Origin of the sequence: Fulvivirga maritima (assembly GCF_021389955.1) — a bacterium.
Classification (GTDB): domain Bacteria; phylum Bacteroidota; class Bacteroidia; order Cytophagales; family Cyclobacteriaceae; genus Fulvivirga; species Fulvivirga maritima.
This window is the reverse complement of record NZ_CP089980.1, coordinates 1,221,591-1,244,061: the sequence shown is the minus strand read 5'-3', so window position 1 is coordinate 1,244,061 and position 22,471 is coordinate 1,221,591. Positions and strand designations below refer to the sequence as shown.

General features: G+C 34.3%; 21 protein-coding genes. 17 read left to right on the top strand and 4 right to left on the bottom strand.

All coding sequences use genetic code 11. The features are described 5' to 3' along the window. Positions 1-5 precede the first annotated feature (5 nt). On the bottom strand, positions 6-1,175 hold the full coding sequence (locus LVD15_RS05095) for a GWxTD domain-containing protein (RefSeq protein ID WP_233779225.1): 1,170 nt from the start codon (positions 1,173-1,175) through the stop codon (positions 6-8). A 128-nt stretch (positions 1,176-1,303) separates the two neighbouring features. Between LVD15_RS05095 and LVD15_RS05090 the strand changes: the two genes are divergently transcribed. Further along, entirely contained in the window at positions 1,304-2,077 is a 774-nt protein-coding gene (locus LVD15_RS05090; protein WP_233779224.1) for a class I SAM-dependent methyltransferase, read from the top strand. 64 nt (positions 2,078-2,141) lie between these two features. Here LVD15_RS05090 and LVD15_RS05085 read toward each other — a convergent pair whose 3' ends face one another. Next, on the bottom strand, positions 2,142-5,102 hold the full coding sequence (locus LVD15_RS05085) for a glycosyltransferase family 117 protein (protein WP_233779223.1): 2,961 nt from the start codon (positions 5,100-5,102) through the stop codon (positions 2,142-2,144). Positions 5,103-5,226: 124 nt separating this feature from the next. Beyond that, a complete protein-coding gene (locus LVD15_RS05080; protein ID WP_233779222.1) occupies positions 5,227-5,862 on the bottom strand; it encodes a hypothetical protein in 636 nt (211 codons plus the stop codon). 136 nt (positions 5,863-5,998) lie between these two features. Between LVD15_RS05080 and LVD15_RS05075 the strand changes: the two genes are divergently transcribed. After that, complete coding sequence (locus LVD15_RS05075; protein ID WP_233779221.1) at positions 5,999-7,174, top strand: tetratricopeptide repeat protein; 1,176 nt, start codon at positions 5,999-6,001, stop codon at positions 7,172-7,174. Positions 7,175-7,183: 9 nt separating this feature from the next. Continuing rightward, positions 7,184-8,527 (top strand): hypothetical protein, encoded by a 1,344-nt coding sequence (locus LVD15_RS05070; RefSeq protein ID WP_233779220.1) that lies wholly within the window; start codon positions 7,184-7,186, stop codon positions 8,525-8,527. Here LVD15_RS05070 and LVD15_RS05065 read toward each other — a convergent pair. Beyond that, positions 8,473-9,474 (bottom strand): glycosyltransferase, encoded by a 1,002-nt coding sequence (locus tag LVD15_RS05065; RefSeq protein ID WP_233779219.1) that lies wholly within the window; start codon positions 9,472-9,474, stop codon positions 8,473-8,475. The genes LVD15_RS05070 and LVD15_RS05065 overlap by 55 nt on opposite strands. A 78-nt stretch (positions 9,475-9,552) precedes the next feature. Between LVD15_RS05065 and LVD15_RS05060 the strand changes: the two genes are divergently transcribed. The 14 genes from LVD15_RS05060 to LVD15_RS04995 all read left to right on the top strand — a co-directional run bounded on the left by LVD15_RS05060 (position 9,553) and on the right by LVD15_RS04995 (position 22,218). Further along, positions 9,553-10,380: an ABC transporter permease gene (locus tag LVD15_RS05060; RefSeq protein ID WP_233779218.1), complete on the top strand. Its 828-nt coding sequence runs from the start codon at positions 9,553-9,555 to the stop codon at positions 10,378-10,380. A gap of 2 nt (positions 10,381-10,382) precedes the next feature. Then, complete coding sequence (locus LVD15_RS05055; protein ID WP_233779217.1) at positions 10,383-11,603, top strand: ABC transporter ATP-binding protein; 1,221 nt, start codon at positions 10,383-10,385, stop codon at positions 11,601-11,603. Beyond that, positions 11,600-12,295: a sulfotransferase family protein gene (locus LVD15_RS05050; RefSeq protein ID WP_233779216.1), complete on the top strand. Its 696-nt coding sequence runs from the start codon at positions 11,600-11,602 to the stop codon at positions 12,293-12,295. Before LVD15_RS05055 ends, LVD15_RS05050 begins: the two co-directional genes overlap by 4 nt. A gap of 30 nt (positions 12,296-12,325) precedes the next feature. Then, the gene (locus tag LVD15_RS05045) at positions 12,326-13,105 is read left to right on the top strand and encodes a class I SAM-dependent methyltransferase (protein ID WP_233779215.1); all 780 of its coding nucleotides are present in this window, start codon (positions 12,326-12,328) and stop codon (positions 13,103-13,105) included. Beyond that, positions 13,102-14,175 (top strand): glycosyltransferase, encoded by a 1,074-nt coding sequence (locus LVD15_RS05040; RefSeq protein WP_233779214.1) that lies wholly within the window; start codon positions 13,102-13,104, stop codon positions 14,173-14,175. Before LVD15_RS05045 ends, LVD15_RS05040 begins: the two co-directional genes overlap by 4 nt. Positions 14,176-14,202: 27 nt before the next feature. Beyond that, the gene (locus tag LVD15_RS05035; RefSeq protein WP_233779213.1) at positions 14,203-15,129 is read left to right on the top strand and encodes a glycosyltransferase family 2 protein; all 927 of its coding nucleotides are present in this window, start codon (positions 14,203-14,205) and stop codon (positions 15,127-15,129) included. After that, a complete protein-coding gene (locus tag LVD15_RS05030; RefSeq protein ID WP_233779212.1) occupies positions 15,126-16,232 on the top strand; it encodes a glycosyltransferase in 1,107 nt (368 codons plus the stop codon). The genes LVD15_RS05035 and LVD15_RS05030 overlap by 4 nt, the downstream gene beginning before the upstream one ends. A gap of 13 nt (positions 16,233-16,245) precedes the next feature. Further along, positions 16,246-17,373 (top strand): glycosyltransferase family 61 protein, encoded by a 1,128-nt coding sequence (locus tag LVD15_RS05025; RefSeq protein WP_233779211.1) that lies wholly within the window; start codon positions 16,246-16,248, stop codon positions 17,371-17,373. Continuing rightward, a complete protein-coding gene (locus LVD15_RS05020; protein WP_233779210.1) occupies positions 17,373-18,449 on the top strand; it encodes a glycosyltransferase family protein in 1,077 nt (358 codons plus the stop codon). The genes LVD15_RS05025 and LVD15_RS05020 overlap by 1 nt, the downstream gene beginning before the upstream one ends. Continuing rightward, positions 18,428-19,237 carry a glycosyltransferase family 2 protein gene (locus LVD15_RS05015; RefSeq protein WP_233779209.1) on the top strand — a complete coding sequence of 270 codons (810 nt, stop codon included), beginning with the start codon at positions 18,428-18,430 and terminating at the stop codon, positions 19,235-19,237. Before LVD15_RS05020 ends, LVD15_RS05015 begins: the two co-directional genes overlap by 22 nt. A 25-nt stretch (positions 19,238-19,262) precedes the next feature. Continuing rightward, complete coding sequence (locus LVD15_RS05010) at positions 19,263-20,471, top strand: glycosyltransferase family protein (RefSeq protein ID WP_233779208.1); 1,209 nt, start codon at positions 19,263-19,265, stop codon at positions 20,469-20,471. Between the two features lie 36 nt (positions 20,472-20,507). Next, entirely contained in the window at positions 20,508-21,296 is a 789-nt protein-coding gene (locus LVD15_RS05005) for a glycosyltransferase family protein (protein ID WP_233779207.1), read from the top strand. A gap of 133 nt (positions 21,297-21,429) precedes the next feature. Further along, positions 21,430-21,663: a hypothetical protein gene (locus LVD15_RS05000; RefSeq protein WP_233779206.1), complete on the top strand. Its 234-nt coding sequence runs from the start codon at positions 21,430-21,432 to the stop codon at positions 21,661-21,663. An 18-nt stretch (positions 21,664-21,681) separates the two neighbouring features. Continuing rightward, positions 21,682-22,218: an FkbM family methyltransferase gene (locus LVD15_RS04995; RefSeq protein ID WP_255763405.1), complete on the top strand. Its 537-nt coding sequence runs from the start codon at positions 21,682-21,684 to the stop codon at positions 22,216-22,218. The last annotated feature ends 253 nt before the right edge of the window (positions 22,219-22,471 follow it).

Here is a 22,471-nt window from a genome sequence, read left to right as displayed (position 1 = left end):
ATAAATTAAAATCTCCCTTTTCGCCACAAATCTATAGCTCTGTACCAATTTGCCGCATGTTTTCGCTCTCTAATTAGTACAAAATTTTTATCACTGAATATATTTTGGGCATTTATGAACTTAAAAGTCAGGCTAGGAAGCTGTGGGGTAGCCTTGTATAGCCACTCTTCTCCATCATTAGTTACTTCTACTTCATCTGGCATGCCGTAGATAATATAGATCATACCCATATCGGTTTTCCAGCCTTCTTTATAACTAGTGAAGAATTGATTAGCATACTGCGCCCGCTTGTAATACTTTTTTATAATCAATTTTGCCCTTTCGGGTGAATTAGTGAGGTCTAGCCAAAACTGATCAAACTTTTTCTTATCACCCTCCACCTGAAGCAGGGCTTCATACTCTTCTTTAGTAGTGATGTATCTTAAGGGGGTGATCAGATCTTCTATTCTCACCATTTTAGGAAAATACTTATCTTCTACCCTAAAGCTAACTGCTATGGCAGAAGTAGTGTCCTGTTGAATTAAATATAAACCTTTTTCTCCTAATAAAAGCTGGTTAGAGTTAATGCTAATAATGGAGTCAATTTCCATGGCCTTTTGAGGTTCTGATGAGTTAGATGGCATGGGTGGCAGTGCCGGAGGGAAATCATTATCATAATAGAAGGCGAAAAGATTATCAGGGTAATTAACGGTGTAAAGTCCTGTAGGAAGCCAATCTTTGAAAGCCTGGCCAGGCATAAATCTTTTGAAAGGTACATCATCAGAGGGTCTCACATATGAATAGTAGGTGAAACCCGAAGACTTGCTTAAAACCTGAGCGACTATAATTTCACTTTCAATTTCTTTAGGGAAAGTCAGTTGATAGCTATAACTATTGCTAAGCGCATTAATGTTTAAAGTATCTATATGAAGATTAGGAATGGCGGTTAAATCAGCATTAATAGATGGAGTAGAAAAAAAACTAATATCATAATCTTTAATAGAAGAATACGTTTTGTTTACTTTTAACAGTAAGTTGTATTCAATATAATCTTGCTTAATGTATGCTTTCTGGGAGATTTCAATTTCGCTATCAGGATCATACTTATAGGCGAAATTCACTTTTGATAACGAACTTTGAGCGTAGCTCTGAACCCAAGCAAAAACTGTGAGAAGTAAAATTGAAAATAAACGCATAATGATTAATAACGTGCAGTTTAGATGTTAGTTGGTGGGTGGAAGTTACATGTTTTGCCGTTTAAAATAAAAAACCATTAAAAGGTATTTGTTTTAATTCGTTTACTTTGTTGTAAATAATAAATATAATGAGTGTTTATACTACCGAGATTGCTTCTGATAAAATTGCCTCTGACAACCCTATTCACCAAAGACTATTAAAAGCCTATTATTTGGCTGAAGAGTACATGCATGGTGATTTATTTGAAATAGGTTGTGGAGAAGGTAGGGGCATAGCCTTGCTAAAGGATAAATGTACCAGCTATACTGCAATAGATAAGATTCAGGAAGTAATAGATGATCTTCAAGAGAAATACCCAGATGTAAAACTGATTCAAGGAAATATACCTCCTTTTGAAGGCATTGCAGATAATTCTTTTGATGTGATCATTAGCTTTCAGGTGATAGAGCACATTAAAAATGATAAGTTATACCTTCAGGAGATTCATAGAGTGCTGAAGCCTGGAGGAAAAGCGCTTATTACTACTCCAAATATTAAAAAAACACTTACCAGAAACCCTTGGCATATACGTGAGTATAAAGCTACAGAGCTGGAAAATTTGGCAAAAACCGTATTTCCTAAAGTAGAAATGAAAGGTGTAGCCGGAAATGATAAGGTTATGGAGTACTATGAAATGAATAAGAAGAGTGTGGAGAAGATTACCAGATTTGATATTTTAAATCTTCAATATAGATTACCAGCACCTTTATTAAGAATTCCTTATGATTTACTGAACAGAATGAACAGGAATAAACTAAAAACCAGTAATGATAGTTTGGTTAACCAAATACATCATACTGACTATTTGCTTACAGATCAGGCAGATGGAGCTCTTGATTTATTCTGTATTATGGAGAAATAAAACATTTGAAAATAAGACATAAAAAAAGCGGGCTTCAACCCGCTTTTTTTATGTCTTGTGACTTTTACATCCTTCGTCTATCTATCTGAAGGTTGCCAAGAGCTTTGTTGTAAGCCTCTTCATATTTCTGAGCCAGTTCACCTTCTCCAGTTCGGTTAAGTGTTCTTTGTAACTCATGTAGTACCAGTAAATTTCTTTGGAGTTCCATACCAAGATCTGCATTTTCAGCGATTAGGTAATCAACCATTTCTATGGCTCTGTCTCCAATAATTTTAGCTATTTCTACAGCTTTTTCTTTCTCTCCCACCTCAAATAATAATGCTAAAGTACGAGTGGCCGTATAGTCATAAGGAACGGCTTCGTCAGGCATTGTTTCCAGGCTAAACAATAAGGCTTTTCTTGCTTTCTCTGTTTTGCCTTCATTAATAAGTGCCGCCGCCAATGTGTTAAAGCTGGTGCGGTGGTTTAATACAAAGTTTCTGTAGTCCTGATTGTAATAAACATCTGGATTATCTAACTCACGATAATAGAAATTATTCATCAAGTTATCGTACATAGTTTCTGTATCTACAAAATCAGTATCAGGGTTAGGGTTTTTCACCGGTAAAATGCGGTAAGCGTTACCTTCCTGAATAGCGTATTGGCTAATGTCAATGTTAAATTGCTGAATAGAAGTGTTGTTAAGATAAATAGGGCGCTCCCAGTCTGCCGAAGCAATAACATCTAGTATAGCTAAGTCCTTTTTCTCTAATGCATTTTTACCTCTTTTCAGACTAAATACCATTTTGTCTACAAGCAAGCTATCCATGCCTTTAGGTACTATTCCTAGCTTTCTCACTTTATCTTTATCCACATTGAGAGAGAAAGTGCGACTAGGTACTACGTTAGCAGATCTATATTTAGCTCTTAAACGCTTGTCATTGTTTTTTAAGAGAGTTAAAAACTGCTTTAAGTCAATAACTTTTAACCCCATGTCATCATAAGGTAAGTAGTCGTTAGGGCCGTTTTGCTTATAGTTTTCAAAAGTTAAAGTATAAGGGAACGGTTCGGATTCATATACCTGCCTCATGGTTTGGGCAATGTACCAGTCAGTATTGTAATAACTTAATACTACTACTCTTACATCTGTTCTAAAGCCCTCAACTTCTTGAGCATACCATAATGGGAAAGTGTCATTATCACCACCAGTATAAAGAATGGCATTTGGTGCTGTAGAGGCTAAGAAGTTCTTAGCAGAATCTACAGAGAAATAACGGTCATCTCTATCATGATCATCCCAACCTTGTTGCGCCATAATAGCTGGGCCGGTAAGGCATAAAATAGTAGCGATCATAGCAGCTAGCTTGCCACCTGTATATTTCTTTAATAATTCTGCTATTGCCAGTACCGAGAAGCCGATCCATATAGCAAAGGCATAGAATGAACCTGCATATATATAATCTCTTTCTCTAGGTTCTATAGGCGGTGAATTCAGATATAAAATCAAAGCTATACCTGTTAAGAAAAACAGCATAGTTACTACTGCGAAATTCTTTTTGTCTTTTATAAGTTGGAATACAAGCCCTACAAGTCCTAATATGAGAGGAATCATGAAGAAGTTATTCCTGGCTTTGTTGGTGGCTAATTCTTCTGGTACATCCTTAAACCAGTCAGAAGGTCTTAGCCAGTCAGCATCTTGAATGTCACTTTCTCTTCCTGCAAAGTTCCACATGAAGTATCGCATGTACATCCAGCCTAACTGGTGTTTTAGCATAAACTCTACGTTATCTACAAAGCTGGGTACTTCACCTTCAGCTAAGTCAGCTACCTCGAGGTATCTCTGAATATGTCTTGGATCATTGCTGTACATTCTCGGAAAGAAAGTCATTTGCGTAGGATCATACTCATAAGAAAACTTTCTATCTGCTATTTCATATTTATGGTCTCCTTTTACATACTGGGGAGCTCCTTCTTTAGTGCCTGTAACCTGAGCGGTATAGTACTGACCATATAAAAGCGGACGACTTCCATATTGCTCACGCTTAAGGTATTTTACGAAAGACATTACGTCTTCAGGATTGTTTTCGTCAATAGGCGTGTCATAGTTAGAGCGAATTACTACTATGGCGTAAGAAGAATAACCTATTAGAATGAACGTAAGCCCTAAAAGAGCAGTGTTCAGTAAAGCTTTCTGATGGGTAAGCGAATATCTTATTCCTATTATAAGACCAGCAATAACAAGAGCCCCTACGAATATGGCTCCAGATCCAAATGGCAGGCCTAGTGTATTAACAAAAAAGATTTCAAAATTACCTGCTAAGCTTGGTAAGCCAGGGATAATGAGGTTGTTAATTAAAATAATAAGTCCGCCACTAATAGCCATAGTAGCTATTAATCCCCATTGGGTTGGCTTGTATTTTTTGAAGTAATAGATAAGTCCTAAAGCAGGGATAGTTACCAGGTTCAGCAAGTGAACGCCAATGGATAGCCCCATCATATAAGCAATAAGTATCAACCATCTGTTAGCTCTGCTTTCGTCTTCAATAAGATCCCATTTCAAAATAGCCCATACAACAAAAGCAGTAAAGAAAGATGACATGGCATATACTTCAGCTTCAACTGCTGAAAACCAGAAAGAGTCAGAAAAGGTATATGCAAGAGAGCCTACTGCGCTGGCGCCAATTATCAACCAGGTTTGCTCTGAAGATAGTTTCTCGTTTAATTTTATTTTAAGCATTTTTCTGGAGAACATAGAGATAGTCCAGAAAAGGAAAAGTATGGTAAAGCCACTGCTGAGAGCACTGGAAACGTTAATCCAGTAAGCTACCTGAGTGCCATCACCAAAGGCAAGGAAGGAGAATATTCTGCCAATAAGTAAGAAGAAGGGGGCTCCGGGAGGGTGTGGAACCATCAATTTGTAAGATACTGCAATGAATTCACCGCAATCCCAGTAGCTGCCCGTGCGCTCTAAGGTTAATAGATAGACAATGGTAGCTATGGTGAATACGATCCAACCAGCAATATTGTTGACTCTTTTAAATTCCATTAGGATGTTAAATTATTTAATTAGAAAGCGAAAATAAGGAACTATGCACAATTAACCATATTAAGGCGTAATTAGTATGCCAATAAGAAACTTTATAGATGAACAATTTTATCAATGGCTTTAATCACTTATAAACGATCAGGTAAAAGCCCAGCCAAAGCAGAAAGAAAAGACAGTAAGAGGAAAATACAATACTGAAAGCAATTTTCTTTCTTTTTCCTGCCATATGATGAATGCCACTTACAAGTATGAACCAATATACTACTTCGAAAACATTTAAGGCTTTTAATGGGTAAAACCATTTTTTGGGTAGCTCATAAGGATCAAATAATGTGATTAAGGAAAAAGGGTAGAATGATTTGATTTCAAATAAGTTAGGATCCGTTTTAATGGTGGTGAACCAAAGTATTTTGAGTACTTCTGGTATTAAGAAAACAAGCTCTGAAATGGCAACTACCTGCCATACTTGTCCAAAAGTGATTTTGTAACCAAACATAAATGACCCTACCCATAATACGAAGGCTATAGAGGTAAATTTGATTAGATAGATTATAGGAACGGAAAGGTATTGGAGCGTGTTTAGAAGCTGAAAAACGCCTATTTCTCCTCTAGATTCCAATACTTCAAATGCAGCAGTATTGTTTTCTACTAAAACTTTTTTAGCTACTAAGAGTACAAGAGTGGCAGCACAGATCAGGGCAAAAGCAGCCCATTTGTTGATATCAAAGAAGGAGCTATTTGTGGTGTTGTTTTTGTTCATTGATGCAAATTAAGCGAAACATATATTTTTTCTTCTGCCGCTTAGAACCATAGGATACCTTTTAACCGTTTATGACAAGGATTATTAATATCATAAGGCAAAGAAAAAATAAAGATATATCTTTATGCAACTAATTATGAGGTGGTTTTTAATATTATTATTCCATTGTTCAGTACTATCTTTCTCTTTTGCTCAGAGCGATAATGAGGAAGATAAGCAGGTGATATTGCTATCTGATATGCAACTTCAGATAGAAATTAATCAGGCGATGAACGATCTTTATAATTTCAAGTTTGCCAAAGCTGAGCAACAATTTCGATGGCTAAAACAAAAGCATCCTGGCCATCCTTTGCCATACTTTTTACTAGGCCTTAGTGAGTGGTGGAAAATTATGCCGGACATGGATAATACCAGTCATGATGAGACCTTTCTAGCTTACATGGATACGGTTATTACTATATCTAAAAAGATGTATGATAAACCTAAACATAAGGTAGAAGCCTCCTTTTTTCTTGCCGCCGCTTATGGTTTTGAAGGCAGGCTGTACTCTACAGAAGAGCGGAGCAAGTGGGCTAAATCTGCAGTGGTAGGTAAAAGTGCTCTTAATTACATGAATGAGATTGAAGATGATGCTGACTTGAGCCCCGAGCTGCTTTTTGGTAAGGCCTTATATAATTACTTTTCTGTTTGGGTGCCAGAGAATTATCCGTTGCTTAAGCCAATAATCGCATTTTTCCCTAAAGGAGATAAGAAGTTAGGTATTAAACAGTTAACGGAAGTTTCTTACAATGCCTTTTATACCAGAATTGAAGCTATGGTGTTTCTCATGAGAATACTCAATAGCTATGAAAATAATAGACCTAAAGCATTACAAATAGGGGAGTACCTTCATACTACTTACCCTGATAATCCTTATTTTCATAGGTATTATGCCCGGTTGCTATATTCTTCTGGCAGATTTAGTGCTGCTAAGCCAGTGGCAGAGCAAATCATTAAGCGAATAGATGATGACATGATAGGCTATGAAGGAACCAGTGGTCGTTATGCTGCTTTTTTTCTAGGACAGATTTATGAATCTGAGCATAATAATGAAAAGGCAAAGTATTATTATATAAGAGCAAAAAACTTTTCTGAAGAGATTGAGGCTACAGACACAGGTTATTATCATTATTCACTGTTGGCCTTGGGAGATATCTATAAACAGGAAGGTAATGACCGTGAGTCTAAGCGCTATTATAAGCTAGTGAAAAAGCAAGCTAAGCGCAAAGATGATGTCCATAGAAAAGCTCGTGAAAAGCTTCGTGATTTTTAGATCATATCAATGGAATTAAAAGACTTTATAGTAACTCCTATTGTGCTGATAGTGGTGTATGTTTTGGCGTACATCATTAGGCCATATGTGAGTAATGAAAGCACTATGAAGTATTTCATTCCAGGTCTTAGCGTAAAAATAGTAGGGGCCATTGCCATAGGAATGGTATATCAGTTTTATTATGGAGGAGGAGATACGTTTGCTTACCATACCCATGGTAGTCGTTGGGTTTGGAAGGCCTTTAATGATTCTTTTTCTACAGGATATAAAATGCTCACTGCAGATGGTAATTATGAGGGAGTATATACCTATGCTTCACATATCTGGTACTTTAGAGATGAGCACTCTTACTTTTTAATAAAAATAGTCTCCCTTATCGATTTGATAACCTTTTCTACCTATTCTGCTACTGCTGTAATTTTTGCAGCACTAAGCTTTTCTGGTATGTGGGCTATGTACATGACTTTTAGTACTAAATATCCGGTAATGAACAATTGGCTGGCTTTAGCAATATTATTTGTGCCTTCTGTGTTCTTTTGGGGGTCTGGTATATTGAAGGATACAGTAACATTAGGCGCAATAGCGTGGATTACCTATAGCTTTGATCAGCTCTTTTTAAGACGTAGTTGGAATATTGTTAATATTGTCATTCTTGCGTTCTGCTCATTTTTGATATTGCAAATTAAAGTCTACATATTGCTTTGTTTCCTTCCGGCACTTATTCTATGGTACTTTGTTAGTAAAATTGAGCAAATCCAATCCATAGCATTGAAGTTTATGTTAGCTCCATTTTTACTATTGGTTGCACTTGGAGTCGGCTATTTTGCTATTGATAAGGTCGGTGAACAAAATTCTAAATATGCATTAGAAAATATTGCCACCACAGCTCAAGTAACAGCTTATGATATTCGGTATGGCTGGGGAGCCAGACAAGGAGAGAATTCCGGATATACGCTAGGAGAGCTTGATGGTTCTTTTGGGAGTATGATAAAGCTATTTCCTTCGGCAGTGAATGTATCTTTATTCAGGCCCTATCTTTGGGAAGTGCGTAACCCATTGATGTTACTATCCTCTTTAGAAGCCATGGGCTTTTTGTTTTTAACACTATGGATGATGTGGAAATTTGGGGTAAGGAACTTTTTCCAATACTTATTTCAACCAGATGTATTATTTTGCATTACATTTTCGGTAGTATTCGCCTTTGCAGTAGGTATCTCATCCTATAATTTCGGTACGCTTTCCCGTTATAAAATTCCTCTTATGCCGTTCTATTTGGTGGGTTTAATCATTATTTACTATTACTCCACTTTAAATAAAGATAAGAATTTAGAAGAGACGGCAGAGACCGAATAGTTACTCTCGATTTTAACCCTGGCTTGTTCCCCCATTCTTTGCCTTTTTTCTGAATCTTTAAGTAATTCTCTTAAATACTTCAGCCAATCATTATCTGTCTTACACAGATAGCCATTAATTCCATTGTCAATTATTTGAGTGTTTACTCCTACAGGAGAAGCCAGAGCAGGAATTTTAAGAGCCATATATTGAAGCGCTTTAAAGCCACATTTACCTTGTGACCACAGGTCATCACTTAAAGGCATTACGCCTATGTCTATTTTTTGTAAGTCAGCAATTTCACTTTTTTTATTCCAGGGAATGAATTTTAATGATTTTAATGGAAAACCAGGTTTTTTGTTGGAGATCACTAGAAAGTCAAATTCATATTCTTTTTCTAGCACCTCAATTATAGGAATAAGAGGAGTGAGGTACTGTAGCGTACTGTGTGTGCCTGTCCAGCCAATAACTAATTTTTGGGAAGGAGAAGATTCTTTTAAAGTTGGTGTGTGCTGATGTTCCGTGTCAATAGTAGTAGGAGTAATAACTACGTTTTTACAATAATTTGAAGCAAAATCAGCTAGAAATTGATTGCCGGCACTTACCTTCCAACTCCATTGGCAAATACGCTTCACCTTACTTTTCCATTTCACTTTACTTTTAAAAGAGCCACTTTCGTCAGGATCTTCTAGCCAAATAGCATCATCAAAATCGTAAATTATCTTTTTATTTAATATTTTAGATATAAACCACTCAAAAACAGGTGGTCCGGCGGGAGATGCTTCCCGGTGAATAAAAATAAAATCGTAATTGTATATTTTAAATAAAGTGAAAAAACGGGTTACAAATCCTTTAGTAAAATGATAAAGTTTGAGGATGAATTTACCATCTTTGTAAAGAGTAAACCATCCTCTTTCGGTTAGAAATGGCTGAAAATCAATGCTAAAGCCTTCGTTTTTTAATAACATTAAATACTGTTCAAATCGAAAGCGTTGACTCGGAGCTTCTCCGGGAGGATAGGGAGTGATAAAAAGTATAGACTTAGAATGCATAAGTTAGTAGTTGATGCAAATAAAAAAGGTTTACGCCTAAATCTTAAGGAATTATTTCAATATAAAGACTTATTTTTAATTCTAGCCTACCGAGACTTGAGAGTGAGGTATGCTCAGACAGCATTGGGTCTGATATGGGTTTTCATTCAGCCATTAGCTACTTTGTTAATATTTATTATGGTTTTTGGTAGAGCTATAAAAGTAGATACTGGTGATGTTCCATATCCTCTTTTTGCGATATCAGGAATGGCTGCATGGAGTTATTTTTCTTTTGTATTAGCGCAAGCAGGAGATTCTATCATTTCTGCTCAGGAAATGGTTAAGAAAATTTACTTCCCCAGGTTAGTAATTCCTTTATCTAAAGCCGTAGTAGGGCTGGTAGATTTTTCTATTGGGTTATTTCTGGTGGTGGTATTAATGATGATTTACGGATTTACCCCTTCAATTAATATCATTTATTTTCCTTTGTTTTTAATTATGGCCATGATATCTGCCCTGGCGGTAGGTATATGGATGAGTGCACTAACCATTCGCTTTCGTGATTTTAAGCATGTTGTTCCATTTTTGGTTCAATTTGGGTTATATGCCACTCCAGTAGGATACCCTTCATCACTAGTTATGAATAATCTTCCTGATTGGGCTAATGTACTATATTACCTTAACCCGATGGTCGGAGTGATCGAAGGATTTCGGTGGACTTTACTAGGACAGCAACCTCCATCAGTATATAGCTTGATTTCTTTTTCAATAATAATTATTTTGTTTATATCGTCGCTTTTCTACTTTAAAAAGGTAGAGCGTATAATGGCAGATGTAGTCTAAAGATGGGAGATGTAGCAATAAAAGTCGAAGGACTAGGTAAAAAATATGAGATTGGCCATAAAAAGGAGGGCGATCTCAGAAATGCTTTCGGTGCCAAATTGTCAAAATTACTAGGTAAGACCAGTAATACAAAAGAAGATTTTTGGGCGCTGAAGGATATTGATTTTGAAATAAAAAAGGGCGAGGCAGTAGGCATTATTGGCAGAAATGGAGCCGGTAAAAGCACCCTTTTGAAAATCCTTAGCAGGATTACAGAACCAACTACAGGTAGGTTTGAAATCAATGGCCGTGTGTCTTCACTACTTGAAGTAGGTACAGGCTTCCATATGGAGCTTAGTGGTAGGGAAAATATTTACCTAAATGGTACTATCCTGGGCATGAAACGAGCTGAGATAAAAGCCAAGTTTGATGAGATAGTGGCCTTTAGTGGTGTTGAGAAATTCATTGACACCCCTGTGAAACACTATAGCTCAGGCATGAAAGTCCGTCTGGCATTTAGCGTAGCAGCTCATTTAGAACCAGAGATCTTAATCGTCGATGAAGTACTAGCTGTAGGCGATGCCGAGTTTCAAAAGAAATGTCTGGGTAAGATGGATGAGGTGAGCAAGAATGAAGGAAGGACGGTTTTGTTTGTGAGTCATAATATTCTTGCTGTTGAGAAATTATGTGGATTTGGAGTCTTACTTAACGGTGGACAACTAGAATCCCAAGGTAATATTTCCTCTATAGTAGGATTATATACCAATTTATCTAAAAAGGATAACGATACTTTAAATTTATCCATAATAAAGGATAAATCTAACCTGATGATTAAGAATATTAATTTTTATTCATCACACCCCAATAATGTTATTGCAAGTGGTGTGAAACTAAAAATTGAGATAGGAATTCAGTATGTCGGGGAATCATTTGAAGGTTTAATAAGGTTATTGTTCAAGGATAAATATGGAAATACCAAGTTCTTGTGCAATAATCAATTTACTTCTCATTCTTTAATTATACATAACGGGATAAACTCAATATCTTGTACGTTGAACAAATTACCATTGTTCGATGGAAATTATTCAATTGATATAAGAATTGCATCTGTTGATAGGTCAATACTTTCTGATTATGTTGATGTTGTTAGTTTTTATGTTGATAGTGGAGATTATTTTGGCTCAGGAGAATTGCCAAAACTCAATGATGGAGTATTAGTTGAACATTATTTTTCTTACGAATGAAAGTGTTAGTTGTTGGTTGCGAACGTTCGGGAACAAGTGCTATTAGTAATCTTTTAGCTAGAGCAACAAAAAAAAACATTTTAGATGACCCAGAGTATACATGGTATTTGTATCCTATCATTTTTCTTCAAAAATTTACTTTTTCTTTGAGATTGTTTGTTGATATTAATAAATATTACATTGTTAAAGTACCTGGATTTGCAACTATTTTGCCATACTTAAGATATATTTCTTTGTTTAAGTTTAGAGTGATATACGTTATAAGGGATCCAAGAGATAATGTCGCGTCAATTTTGGAAAGGCTTGAATATGATTTTAATGGCTTGTTTCTGAATGTTGCTTGGTTGCGATGTTCTCCCAGAAATATAGTAGAGACTTTGTCTTACCGGTGGAATAAGTATTTACAATTATGTTTAGAGTATAAGTCCCAGCATCCAGATGAAGTTAAAATTATAAGATACGAGGATTTTTTAAATGATAAAGGGAGTGTTTTAAAGGGGATAGCCGATTTCTGTGAATTGAAATTTGATATTAATGAAATTGAAAATGAATTGGATATTCAATATAGGAAAAGATGGTCAAGCAAAATTACGGGGCAAGCACGTTATAAGGTTGATTTGAATCCTGAAAGTATAAAAATAATTGAAAGGGTAAATGAAGATTTTATAAAGTCGTTTAATTACAATGAATAAGAGTATTGATATTAATTAAAATTGTGGTTCATGTTAGATGAAAAGGATATTAAGAGGTTTTATGATGATTTTTCAGATAAATTAATACAAGATTTTTTTAAACCTAATAAGAGAATTGAAAATGCTATTTTTAGAACTATTCGAAGAATTCCAAAAGGTACAAGTAGAATTCTTGATCTGGGCTATGGACTAGGGTGGAGCTCTTATGAATTTAGCAAGCATTTTCCAAAGGCAAAAGTAGAGGCTTATGATATCAGTAGTCATCTGCATTCTATAGCTAGTTGCATTTTTGAAAACTCTAATCTAAACTACTATAGTATGGATTTGACATCAGACTTTCCTTCAGGGAAATTTGATGTTGTCATTTTGCTAGATGTGTTTGAGCATATTGCAAAGGGAAACCGTGAGAAATTCTATGAAAATATATGTAATTGTCTTAACCCAGATGGACAAGTCATATTAACCTGCCCAACAGTGAGACATCAAGAGCATTTGAGGAAAAATAAACCAGATGGACTCCAACCCATAGATGAGGATGTTGATATTGAAGTGCTTCAATGTTTTGCAGATGGAATTAACGGAGAAATAAGTTATTTTGAATGCATGAGCATATGGAATCCTCACGATTATTTTATTGCTGAATTATGCGTGGGTGCAATTCGAAGAGAGACGATTAATAAATCAGATATTAGGCTCTCCAACTTTTATGAAAAATACTCTTTCCTAAAAAAAATGCCAAATTCAGCAGATTATTTGCCTAAGCTGTCAGCTGTTCAGAGTGCTAAATTATCCATTAAGAGATTTTTATGAAAGTATTGGCAATTGTTGCACCTAGTTTAGGGAAATATTCAGAGACCTTTATTGCTAATCATGTTAAGTATCTGGATGGAGAAAAAGTCTTGATTACAATTAACAATGGAGTACTCTCGAATGAGAATTCAGTATATATTGGGAATCACAGTTTCTTTATTCGTCTTATCAGGTATGCTAAACGTATCCTTTTGAAGGAATCCTTCTACTCTCAACAACAGAGGATTTTAGCAAATTATCTTCTTAAAAGAAGAGTAACGCATGTCCTAATTGAATATGGCGTTACTGCAAAAGTCTGTTATAGGGCCTGTGTGAATGCTAATATTCCTTATACCATACATTTTCACGGACATGATGCCTACAAATTTAAGTATGCAACTAGAGAATTTTACGAAGATGTTCTAAATTATGCATCTAATTTGATAGTGGTATCTGCTCATATGAAAAAACAACTATTAAGTTTAGGTGCTGAACTTGATAAAATTAAAATAATTCCATGTGGAACGGATTTTCTTTATAAGAAAGATGGTTTGAATTGTGAAAAATCAAGTTATTTCTTGGCTGTAGGTAGGTTTGTAGAGAAGAAGGCTCCATTTTTAACGATTATGGCTTTTCATGAGGCTTATAGGAGCAATAATAAGCTTAAATTAATAATGGTAGGGGATGGGGAATACTTGTCTTTATGCAAATTAATTGTTCGAGGTCTTGGACTTTCATCTATAATAGAATTTAAAGGAGCCCTTGAACATGATAAGGTTTTAGGATTAATGACTGGTTGCCAGGGTTTTATACAGCATTCAATGGTGGCAAGTGATGGGGATTCCGAAGGACTTCCTGTAGCGATTATAGAAGCTCTTTCTCTAAGGAAACCAGTTATATCTACTAATCACTCAGGGATACCAGAAATTGTTAAACATGGTGTTAATGGATTTCTAAGCGAGGAAGGGGATGTGCTTGAGATGAGTGAAAACCTATTAAAAGTCGCTAGTGGGTATAATTTTAATTTTGAAAATACCAAACGATTGAATTTGATGGAGCAGATCCAAAAATTAAATAATATTTTAAGTTAATGTTAAATGTGCAAACTGTCAGTTTTAATGTCAGCATATAATGCTGAGAGGTTTATAAAAGAGTCAATTGATTCGATCTTAGCTCAAAAATTTACTGATTTTGAGTTATTAATTGCAGATGATGGGTCTACTGACAGCACTAAATATATTATTGATTCTTATTCAGATAAAAGAATTAAGACATTTCATAACGAGCATAATTATCATAAGCCTGTCACTGTTCAAAAGTTATTTGAAAAGTCCATTGGAGAAATCATCACTATTCATGATGCCGATGATATAAGTACACCAAACCGCTTTGCAAAGATGATAAGTTTATTAAATTCTAGACCAGACATATATATGAGTGGTCATTCAATGGAGCGGATGTCTGAGTCTGGTAGGCCTTTGGGAGTATTTAGAAATAAAGAAACGGATTTTACTTTAATTAAGGAGAATATGAGGTATGCAAATACTGATGGAGATGCATCTATGTTTATTAGAAGAGACGTTTTGGATAGCATTGGACAAGTTTTTAGGCCATACTTTAAAAATAATATGGATTACGATTTGGCTCTTAGGATAATAGAAAGGTATAAGACTACAAATGTGCCGGAAGTCCTTTACTATTATAGGAATGTTTCCAGTTCTATTTCAAAAGGCGATAATTCGTACAAAAAATTGATAACTCAAAAGGTAACCCAGTTTCTAGCTAAAGAGAGGGCACAGTTTGGGCATGATTCATTGCAGCAATATGATTTACGAAAAATAAGACAGATGGAGGATGAATTTTCTAAGCCTTATTTAGCTGACATTACGCTTTATCATAGGGAGCGTGCAGAGTTTTTTATGCATTGTAAAATGAATTTTAGAGCTATTAAATTGATGCTCATAGCTGTAATCTTAAACCCATTTAGGGGAGTGAATTGGAGGACTTTGCAATACTGTATAAGGAAAACGATTTTTAAGTTTTGAGAGTATTACATGTAACCAACTGGTATCCTAATAAGCTTTTTCCTAAAGAGGCACTGTGGATTAAACGACATGTTGACAGTCTATCAGGTGATTTTATATGTAGGGTACTTCATTTTGAAATTTTTAAAAGGAAATTATTTTTTTCGTTTAGGAGGGGGGGAAATATAAGTCAGCTTCTCATTGGCTTGCCATTTGAATTTTGGCGCTTTAACGAGCTACTATATTTCATGTGGTTATTTTCTCAATTAGTGATATTGAGAAAGAGTCGAAATTTTGATATAATAAATGTTCATATTGCATACCCCCTGTTGACCTACTGGAAATTTATCAAGCCTTTTATTTCAAAACCGGTAGTTATTTCAGAGCATTGGAGCGCCTATCATTATAACTTTGGAGTACCTTATAGGCTTCCACGAATTGAAAGAGTATTTTCTCATAAGATACCTCTAATAACCGTTTCTAGATCATTGGCTCGGGATATTGAGGAGTTTAGTAAAACAAGTTTAAAAGTGTATATACTCCCAAATATCGTTGATGATGAGTTTTTCGGCGGAGATACAGATATTTCAGAATCAAATTATTTTTTCATGGTGAGCCAATGGAAATGGCCTAAAATGCCACTTATTGCCATGAAAGCATTTAATTATTTTACGGAAAAGAATAATAGAAAATATCAACTTAGAATAGCCGGACATGGGCCACTCTATGAGAGCATGAGAAGTTGGATTATCGAGAATGAGGCTGATGATTGTATTAAGTTGTTGGGCCCTCTCTCTTCTAATGAAATTGCAGCTCAGATGAAAAAATGTAAGGCGGTTCTTCATCCTACTGAATACGAAACTTTTTCAGTTGTTTGTGCAGAGGCTTTAAGTTGTGGCTCTAAGTTATTGGCATCAAAGGTTGGAGGGATAGTAGAATTGGGTCTTACTAAAGATGATGTTCTTGTTGAATTTAACACAGTTGAATGTTGGCTTCAAGCATTAACTAAATGTTTAAATGCTGGATTGAAGGATGCCGCAATAAATGAATATGAAAACTTTTCTACGAAGAAGATTGGAGAGCAGTATGGTAAGATTCTTAAGGAAATTAGTTTATGGAAATAGTATAACTAGGTTCTTGTTAAAAAAAATATTTTATAGAGCATGGAATGAGAGGTTGAAAGCAGAACGTGATATTGTACTTCCTACTAATAGAAATTCCATACAAACTTCTAAAGTGAAATATACCACACAGGAGATTGTTGAGTTTAGTAAAAACGGACTTAATGAAATAGGAAGTCAGCATTCATATTTTATTGGAAAGGGAACTTTTGTTTTGCCAGAACAATATTTTTTTCTTTTAAGAAAATCATTTTTAATAGGAGAGCAAGCTATTCCAATAGATTCAGAGGGTAGAATTTATACGGAAACAGTTTTTACAAAGAAAGAGCTTCTTAGTAAGGCTAATCCACGAAAGTTAATCCGCTATAAGTTAATAAAGAATGAAAGAATCATACCTAAAGCAATATCATTAGTTAATATATATGTGCAGGCACCTTATTATAACTATTTTCACTGGGTGGTTGATTGTTTGCCGCTTTTACAAGCTGTACAACATGATTTGGGAAATGTCATTGTAATTATAAATAAAAATCCAAAACAATTTCAAATTGATTCTTTACAGCTTTTAGGTGTTGCAAAGGAAAATATTATGGAATGGAATTATGAAAAAGCATTAATTAAGGAATTGATTGTTCCTCAATTTAGGAGGGTTACTTCAGATTTAGATGATTTGTTTTCGCCTTTAGCTATCAACTGGTTGCGTAATAGTATCTTTCGAGGCGTAGATTTGACCCCAAGATACCACACTAAGGTTTATATCTCCAGATCAAAAAATTCATTTAGGAAAGTTGTTAATGAAGCCGAAATTGATGAAATGCTTAGTGCTAAAGGCTTTTTTAAATATTACTTAGAAGATATGTCTTTCAGCGATCAAGTTAATCTTTTTTACAATGCTGATGTCATAATATCCCCTCATGGTGCTTCAATGACTAACCTTATTTTCATGAGTGAAAAAAGTAAAGTGATTGAACTTTTATTTTTAAATGAAGGATATTGGTACAGTTTATATTATTTATTGGCTGCTGCAATAGGTGTTAAATATACCTTTTTAAAATGTGAGGAATTCAATTATATTAGAAATCAAAAATTTGATTTAAAAGTTGACCCTACTAAGCTTTTAAAACTTATAAATAGTCAGATTTAATGACAGATAACAAATTAGTTGACAAGACTATTTTATTGATATCTCCGGAATCTTGGTCTCATATTTTTGTTTCCAAGCATCACTATGCTATCTATTTGGCTAGAAGAGGAAATAATGTTTTTTTTCTCAACCCCCCAACTAATATTTCTAAAGTTTCAACTACTGATTTTGATGGAGTAACTACTGTTTCTTATAAGGGCTTTCCGAAGGGGCTTCGGTTTTATCCAAAGTTCTTACGTAGATTCATTATACAGCGTGAGTTTTTGAATTTACAGAAGCTATGTGCTGTTAATTTTGATATTGTATGGTCGTTTGATAATTCCGTATTTTTTGATTTTGACGCCTTGCCTGAACGTGTCATGAGTATATCACATATTGTGGATTTGAATCAGGATTATAATACAAAACTGGCTGCTAAAACGGCAGACCTTTGCATAGGTGTTATTCAAGATATAGTTGCAAGACTTGGTCGATTTAATAAGAATACTCATCTTATTACTCATGGAGTTAATTTTCTTGAGCGTTCCAAAAAAAAAATAATTCTTCCTGGTAATAATAGTATTAAGGCGTTGTATGTTGGAAATCTCGCCATGTCGTTTATTGACTGGGAGTTACTAACTCTGGCAGTAGAAAATAATTCAAATGTTGATTTTATTTTTTTGGGAAGTAATAAGGAGTCTGTGCCAGATCATCTTTTATTAAATCAGAATGTGTTTGCCCTCAACGCAGTTCCAGCAAAAGAATTAAGCATTTATTTTGAGGCAGCCGATATGTTGCTAATCGCCTACAAGGACGAGTACTATTTTAATTATGCCTCTCCTCATAAATTCTGGGAATACCTTTCTTCTGGGAAGCCAATTATAACTTCCTTCTCTAAAGAATATCTGCCAATTGTTGAATTAATTTATATGGCATCTTCTTCAATAGAATGGATACAACTACTTGATGAGGTCAGTAAGAACTTGGGCAGTTGCAGTTCTAAGGAGAAGGTTAATAAGAGAAAGACGATAGCCTCAAATAATTCTTACGAAAAAAAGATTCAACAAATAGAAAGATGCTTACAAATGACCCCTTAGTTTCTATTATAATGCCAGTATTTAATAGTGGTAAGTATTTAGTCGATAGTATTAATTCAGTAATTAATCAGGAATATGTGAAATGGGAGTTGTTAATTATAAATGATGGTTCATGCGATAATTCCGAAGAAATTATTCATTCTTATTCTGATAGCCGTATTTATTATTTTAAACAAAAAAATAGAGGTGTGAGTGCCGCTAGGAATGTTGGTTTGGAAAACATGAGGGGAGATTTCTTTTGTTTTCTTGATAGCGATGATATTCTCCCTCAAAACAGTTTGATTGATAGGTTATGTATATTCAATCATAATCCTGACATTGAATTTGTAGATGGAAAAGTGCAGGTTTTCAACAATGCTAGTACTGTCCCTGAACGTTTGTTTTGCCCTGAATTTCAGGGATTGCCATTCAGGGAGCTAATATCACTTTCAGGAAAATGTTTTTTTGGACCAACTTGGATGATAAAGAGAAGAAGAGCAAAGAAGTATCAATTTTTAGAGAATCTTACTCATGGGGAAGATTTGTTGTTTTATATTTCAATTGGTGAATCAGGGCTTTATTCTTTTACTACAAGTGTTATTTATCAATATAGGTCCGGCCATGAATCAGCCATGTCAAATATTAACTCACTTGAAAGTGGATATTTTAAAATATATGAAGAGTTGAAAAAAATGAAGTTATCTGATTGTGATTTGCTAAGGTTTAAACGAAAAATTAAATCAATAATGTTTAAGTCTTACTTGAGTAAATGGCAAGTATGTAAAGCGCTTAAGATTGCTATTAAATAACTTTTGTGAAGATCAATATTGTTTAATGAAAAAAATGAATGTACTTTTTATAGGGTATTGGAATCTTGATGATCCTCTTACTTCTGCTACTATATTTCCACACCTCTCTATTCTAAGTAAGCATGATAGGGTTAATTCATTAATATTTACAAATACGCAGAGAGAAATGGGAAGTGTCGAAAAGGTTAATTACTTAAAAGAGAGTGGTATTGTATACTACCCATTATTGAGTCAAAATTATCATCTAACATTGATTACAAAGATTATAGACTTTGTTACATTTCCAAAGAAAATATTAAAAATTTGCCAAGACAATTCTGTTGATTTAATTATTGCCAGAGGGGCACCTGCTGGGGCCCTTGCACTATTGGTAACGAATAAAAATGACTTACCTTTCGTTGTAGAATCTTTTGAACCCCACGCAGATTATATGCTAGAAACCGGTACCTGGAGTAAATATGACCCTAGATTTATTGCACAGAAGCACTGGGAGGGAAAAATAAAAAAGAAAGCCAAGTTCATTTTAACTGTAAGTGAAAATTATGAATCTTTTTTGAAGAAGGAGGGGGTAGCCCCAGATAAGGTGTTTACAGCTCCTTGTGGGGTAAATATAAAAAAATTTTTCTACGACCCTTATAAAAGCCAAGATGTTAGAAAAAACTTGAATATTCCTAGTGGAACAAAGGTAGCTATTTATGTAGGTAAATTTGGAGGTATATATTATGGTGATGAGATATTTATATTGCTGAAAAAAATGCTATCATATTATAATGACAACTTATTTGTTATTATACTTTCTAATATTGAAGAAGAAGAATTTAGAAAAAAATGCTTTTTATATGCTATTTCTAGCAATAATGTGAAAAAGTTATTTGTTCCACATGAAGAAGTTAATGCTTATCTAAGTGCTGCCGATTTTGCTGTTGCCCCTTATAGGAAAACAAAAGTGTCAAAATATTTATCTCCTGTTAAGGTTGGTGAATACCTTGCCGCAGGACTTCCTGTGTTGATTACTGAAGGAGTTGGAGATGAAATGAATTATTTAGAAAGAAATCATTTGGGAGTAACATTAAATATCCATATGATGGATGAAGATACCTATTTTAAATCTAAAATGGATAAAATAAATAAAATTGTCGAAATCAGAGATCATGGATATTTTGTGAAAAATGCGTTGAAATATAGATCATTTGAAGTAGTGGAGAATCTCTATGATAAAATATTGAATGCATGAGAAGCTTTAAAATCTATGCCACAACAGTAATTAAGAATGAAAGGGATATTGTTGCCTTCACTTAACCTGGCAAGTAAGTGGGCAGACAAAGTCATAATATACGATAATGAGAGTACTAATGGTACATGGGGAAATGTAAAAGAACTTGCACTATCAAATTCTAAAATTGTTCCATTTAAGCATGATAATGAGCCATATGCAGATGGGGTGAGAGCAGAAATATTTAATTCATTTAAAAATGAATGGGTTGATGGTGATTGGTGGGGCATTCAAGATTCTGATGAAATTTACAGAGGTAATCCTAGAAAGTTTATTAGTGAGCAAATAGGTTGTTTTCATTATATTAATGGTAAAAAGGTGGATTTTAGCTTTGATTTAAATAAGACTGAAGATATTCGATTTACAGGGGATTTTGAGGTTGATTTAAAGCATATTACGCATTTTAGTCCTTATGCATGGAGTGAGCCTCGTATGATCAAGCATAGGAAAAATTTGAAATGGGAGAAGGATAAGATCTGGCCTACTCACATGGGGATTGTGTGTGAAAACACAATTGAGATTAAACATTATCCATTAAGATCTGCAAATCAAATACATTTGAGATGGCTTACTAGGAGAAAAACAAAGGAAAGAGGCGGGCAATATTTTCAGCATTGGGAACAAGAAACATGGCAAGAATATTACTTAAAGAAGGCGGAGGGTTTGGAAGCATTTGATAGTGTAAATAGAGTGTTTGAAAATGTGTGTTTCGCGAATAATCCTAAGCAAAGCTATGTTAAGAAATTGGTTAAATATATACTGCATGGCTTGAGAATTTTACCTTAGTTTTATTTTATTAGAAACCAGACTGAGTCTGGAAGTATGAAAATTACCCTTATAAAACGGGAGTATAGAATTGTGCTAAGAGTTCTGTTAGTATTTAAGACAAGTGAAGTTTATACATTAGGAGGTTTTATTTATGAGTATAAAAGATTTCTTTGTTGGTAAAAAAATAATGCAACCACTTTTTGAGAGGTTGTACAGAATAAGCTTGAGGGGAATGAATTATGGGTTGGGTGGGATGATTGAATCAAGTGGTGAGATTAACCTTGTTAAATTAATTGCAAATCAACTTATAAACTCAGAAGGGAAAAAGGTGATCTTTGATATAGGTGCTAATAATGGAAAGTATACCGACATCTTATTGAAATAATTTTCTTTTGAGAAGGATATTTATTGTTTTGAACCGTCAAGGTTCACTTTTAAACAACTAAATTCTAAGCTGGGAAATATTAATGAAGTTCATTTGCAGAATTTAGGTCTTGGTGCTAATAAAGAACGAAGAAAGCTATATTTTGATACGGAGGGGTCAGGTTGGGCCTCTGTATTTGAAAGAATGGATACAGGTTTTAATCAAAAATTAGACAAATCAGAGGAAATCACACTTACTTCTCTTGATGATTTCTGCTATGAGAATGATATTCGTCAAATTGATTTTTTAAAAGCAGATGTTGAAGGATTTGAACTTGAAGTCTTTCACGGTTCAAAAAATATGTTACCTTACATATACTTTATCCAATTTGAATTCAGTTTTGCCAATTATAATTCAAAGACGTATCTAAAAGACTTTTTTGAATTATTAGCTGATTTTGATATCTATAGAGTGATAAATGATGGTATTAGTAAAATAGATTATGACCCTAGATACGAAATACTTTTGACTTCAAATTACTTGGCTGTGAATAAAAAATTAAACATTGAATTCTAGACAGTTTATAGCTATTTAGATAACAAAAGTTGACTTACAGATATCTTTTAAAAAAGTGAAGTTCAATTTTTTTATTGGTGAATCTATTATTAGACATCTTTGGTAGAATTTATTTGACTGAAAAAATGTATGATAGTAAGTTTTTTGGAATAGAAATATGCTACCCTTTAATTGATTATTTGCTATTTAGTGGTTGTGTTTTCTGTTTATTTTTTGCCAACAAGATGAATAATTTTTAAGAGCTAAAGTTTAA

Excerpts from the sequence above, each read along its gene's own strand:
- LVD15_RS05095 (WP_233779225.1), bottom strand. The coding sequence starts at position 1,175 with ATGCGTTTATTTTCAATTTTACTTCTCACAGTTTTTGCTTGGGTTCAG.
- LVD15_RS05090 (WP_233779224.1), top strand. The coding sequence starts at position 1,304 with ATGAGTGTTTATACTACCGAGATTGCTTCTGATAAAATTGCCTCTGAC.
- LVD15_RS05085 (WP_233779223.1), bottom strand. The coding sequence starts at position 5,102 with ATGGAATTTAAAAGAGTCAACAATATTGCTGGTTGGATCGTATTCACC.
- LVD15_RS05080 (WP_233779222.1), bottom strand. The coding sequence starts at position 5,862 with ATGAACAAAAACAACACCACAAATAGCTCCTTCTTTGATATCAACAAA.
- LVD15_RS05075 (WP_233779221.1), top strand. The coding sequence starts at position 5,999 with ATGAGGTGGTTTTTAATATTATTATTCCATTGTTCAGTACTATCTTTC.
- LVD15_RS05070 (WP_233779220.1), top strand. The coding sequence starts at position 7,184 with ATGGAATTAAAAGACTTTATAGTAACTCCTATTGTGCTGATAGTGGTG.
- LVD15_RS05065 (WP_233779219.1), bottom strand. The coding sequence starts at position 9,474 with ATGTTATTAAAAAACGAAGGCTTTAGCATTGATTTTCAGCCATTTCTA.
- LVD15_RS05060 (WP_233779218.1), top strand. The coding sequence starts at position 9,553 with ATGCATAAGTTAGTAGTTGATGCAAATAAAAAAGGTTTACGCCTAAAT.
- LVD15_RS05055 (WP_233779217.1), top strand. The coding sequence starts at position 10,383 with ATGGGAGATGTAGCAATAAAAGTCGAAGGACTAGGTAAAAAATATGAG.
- LVD15_RS05050 (WP_233779216.1), top strand. The coding sequence starts at position 11,600 with ATGAAAGTGTTAGTTGTTGGTTGCGAACGTTCGGGAACAAGTGCTATT.
- LVD15_RS05045 (WP_233779215.1), top strand. The coding sequence starts at position 12,326 with ATGTTAGATGAAAAGGATATTAAGAGGTTTTATGATGATTTTTCAGAT.
- LVD15_RS05040 (WP_233779214.1), top strand. The coding sequence starts at position 13,102 with ATGAAAGTATTGGCAATTGTTGCACCTAGTTTAGGGAAATATTCAGAG.
- LVD15_RS05035 (WP_233779213.1), top strand. The coding sequence starts at position 14,203 with ATGTCAGCATATAATGCTGAGAGGTTTATAAAAGAGTCAATTGATTCG.
- LVD15_RS05020 (WP_233779210.1), top strand. The coding sequence starts at position 17,373 with ATGACAGATAACAAATTAGTTGACAAGACTATTTTATTGATATCTCCG.
- LVD15_RS05015 (WP_233779209.1), top strand. The coding sequence starts at position 18,428 with ATGCTTACAAATGACCCCTTAGTTTCTATTATAATGCCAGTATTTAAT.
- LVD15_RS05010 (WP_233779208.1), top strand. The coding sequence starts at position 19,263 with ATGAAAAAAATGAATGTACTTTTTATAGGGTATTGGAATCTTGATGAT.
- LVD15_RS05005 (WP_233779207.1), top strand. The coding sequence starts at position 20,508 with ATGAAAGGGATATTGTTGCCTTCACTTAACCTGGCAAGTAAGTGGGCA.
- LVD15_RS05000 (WP_233779206.1), top strand. The coding sequence starts at position 21,430 with ATGAGTATAAAAGATTTCTTTGTTGGTAAAAAAATAATGCAACCACTT.